This window comes from Streptococcus sp. A11 (assembly GCF_043674225.1).
GTDB classification, from domain to species: Bacteria; Bacillota; Bacilli; order Lactobacillales; family Streptococcaceae; genus Streptococcus; species Streptococcus suis_V.
The window spans coordinates 1-2,695 of record NZ_JBIMJS010000035.1; the positions used below are offsets into that span (position 1 = coordinate 1).

A 2,695-nucleotide genomic window follows, 5' to 3' on the forward strand; every position below is an offset into this window, starting at 1 on the left:
GAAATTGATTCAGAAACTGACTCTTTTACTGATTCTGAAATTGATTCAGAAACTGACTCTTTTACTGATTCTGAAATTGATTCAGAAACTGACTCTTTTACTGATTCTGAAATAGACTCGGATACTGATTCTCTAACAGATTCGGAAATCGAATTTGAAAGTGATTCTGAATTTGAAGTTGATTCAGAATTAGACAGTGACTCAGAGTTTGAGATAGATTCTGATTTTGATGTTGATTCTGAGTTAGAAGTTGACTCAGATTCAGACAATGAATGTGAGTTTGAATTTGATAGTGATTCAGATTCTGACGTATCTATAGTGTACCAATGGGTGGTTGCATTAAAGGTTGCTGTATTAAAACCATTACCAAGAACAATTGTTGTCCCCTTCGAGTTACGAGCTGGTATAGTTGGATTATATTCAGGATGTGCCGATTTCAAAATTGATTGAGGAAGTATTGCATTTGCAAAATTGGTTTCAGCTGACCCACTAAATGCAATTCTAATTAAAATTGCATCGTCCTCATAAACAACAACAAAAGCATCATTGCCTGTAAGACCCGCTTCTGCATTAGCTTTTATTTGAGCAGCTTCTGTCTCATCGATGAGGAAACTAGTTGGAACAATCAAACTAGTATTATCTGCTCCAGGTGCCAAAACTTCAGTCTCCATCACTTTGATAAAGCCTGTCGTATCTGCCGAGTTATAATCAACTGTCCCCGTATAAGTTGGATCTTTGATCCAGACAGATTTAATTACGTCTCCATTTTCGCTAACAACTTCTGCTAAACGTTTTATATAGTTACCTGCTATAGACCCGTTATTATAAAAAGTTCCAGGTGTATAAAGCCTTGTTGCAGTACTGCTTCCTGTTGTACTTGAGTAGTCGTAACCGACAAAGTCACGCTTAGCTGATGGTGTTGCCATTTGTCCACCAATACCTTTGATGGTGTAAGTGGCAATTGTTTTTCCATCAGTTGTCTTATAGTAAGTTGTATATTCTTGGTAAGTTGGTACCAAGGTATTTGTTAGTGTACCACCGTTGTATTGTAATTGAAGCTCACCAGAAGTTGTACTTGATGAAGTACTATCACCGTAAGTAATTGTTAACGGCAAGTTGTTAGCACCTTCATAACTTTGGAAGTAAGTGAATGTTGCAGTCTCACCCTTATCCAAAGTGTGGCTTTCAACCACAGTATTTGTTGTCTTATTAACTAACTCAATATAAGTTGTTGTGGTTGTTGTATCGTAGTCTAAAGAATAACGGAAATAGTAGTTATCTTTGATTGTTTGATCCGTTAATTGATCACCAAACCAGTTGAATTTTGAATAGTTAAAGGTAAAGCGTTCCGCTTCTGAAGACGGTGTAAAGATTGTGTTATTTGTTGGATCCGAAATTGCAGCACCGTTAGCATCATCCATTGATGGTGAAGCAGTTGACAAGGTATCAACCAAAATACCATCTCCTTCACCAACTTTGGTCACGGTTGCTGTCGTTGAAGTATTAAGGGCAAAAGTAATCACTCCGTCTTCATCATTTTCCAACAACAAAAGACCTATTGCTTGATTGCTTGCTTGCAAACTGCTGATAATGGTAGCAAGGTCAGCCACAGTTGCATCCGCATCTCCTAAGATGGTGTGAGCCAACAAAATCTGGTCACGACTGGTCTCAATCGCAGTCAGCAAAGCTTGACTAGGTGCAGATTGGTTACTTGCTATTTGTACTAAAACCTCTGCTTCCGAAATAACTTGCTCTAAAGTTTGCTTTTCTTCTACAGTTGTAGCGCCCGTTTCGCTCGCACTGGTTTCGGAACCTGTATCACTTGCTGCTGATTCGCTTGTGCTGGTTTCGGAACCTGTTTCACTTGCTGCTGATTCGCTTGTGCTGGTTTCAGACTTTGTCGAACTCGATGTCGTAGTCGATGCTGATTCAGATTCCGAATGTGAAACAGAAGTTGATTCTGAAACAGAGAGCGACTCTGAAGCCGACTGACTTTCTGAGTTCGATACGAACTCTGATGAACTGAGCGATTCGGACTCAGAAATCGAAGTAGATTCCGATGCTGAGGTTGACTCAGATTGACTCGCTGATTCGGAAATCGATATTGATTCCGAGGAGCTTACTGAAATTGAGTCTGAATCGACAACTGTCGTCAACACGACAGTATCTGCTTCTGCCAAGGTTGATGTACTTGTCTCTGATGTCGCGACAACTTCAGAAGCCATAACGGTTTCAACCGCGACATTCCCCCCCACAACAGCTCCCGCTGCTGCTAAACCGCGCAACAATTGGCTTGCGGTCATTGAACGTTTTACAGTGGCAAGATTGACCTCGGCTGGACTTGCCGAAGACTTGCCTCCAATACGTATCAAACCGATTTGCGACATGACTGTTCTCACCCAGTGCTTACCGGATTTATGCATTTTTACACGACTTTTTCGAGATACTTCGGTAAAGTCATCTTTTCTTTGCATTTTCATTCAAAGAAATCCTCCTGATGTTGCTTTATTATTTAGCGCCCTAAAAATGTACCAATCAGCAATAGTCCGCTAAATAATCAATCCATTTTACCAATAAGTGATACTAATGTCAATAATTTTACTTAAATGAAAACGTATTTTTTGTAGCGTTACAATAGATGTGAGACTTCTAGAAGTCAAAAAGAAGATTCCCTGATATGATAAGAGTACCACCT

The 2,695-nt window shown here is 39.8% G+C and carries 2 pseudogenes; both read right to left on the bottom strand.

Annotated features, from left to right (window positions below):
* Positions 1-2,372, bottom strand: a pseudogene (locus tag ACHBIF_RS11325) (hypothetical protein); the annotation flags it as partial.
* A gap of 12 nt (positions 2,373-2,384) precedes the next feature.
* Positions 2,385-2,480: pseudogene (locus ACHBIF_RS11330) on the bottom strand (KxYKxGKxW signal peptide domain-containing protein); the annotation flags it as partial.
* Positions 2,481-2,695 lie beyond the last annotated feature (215 nt).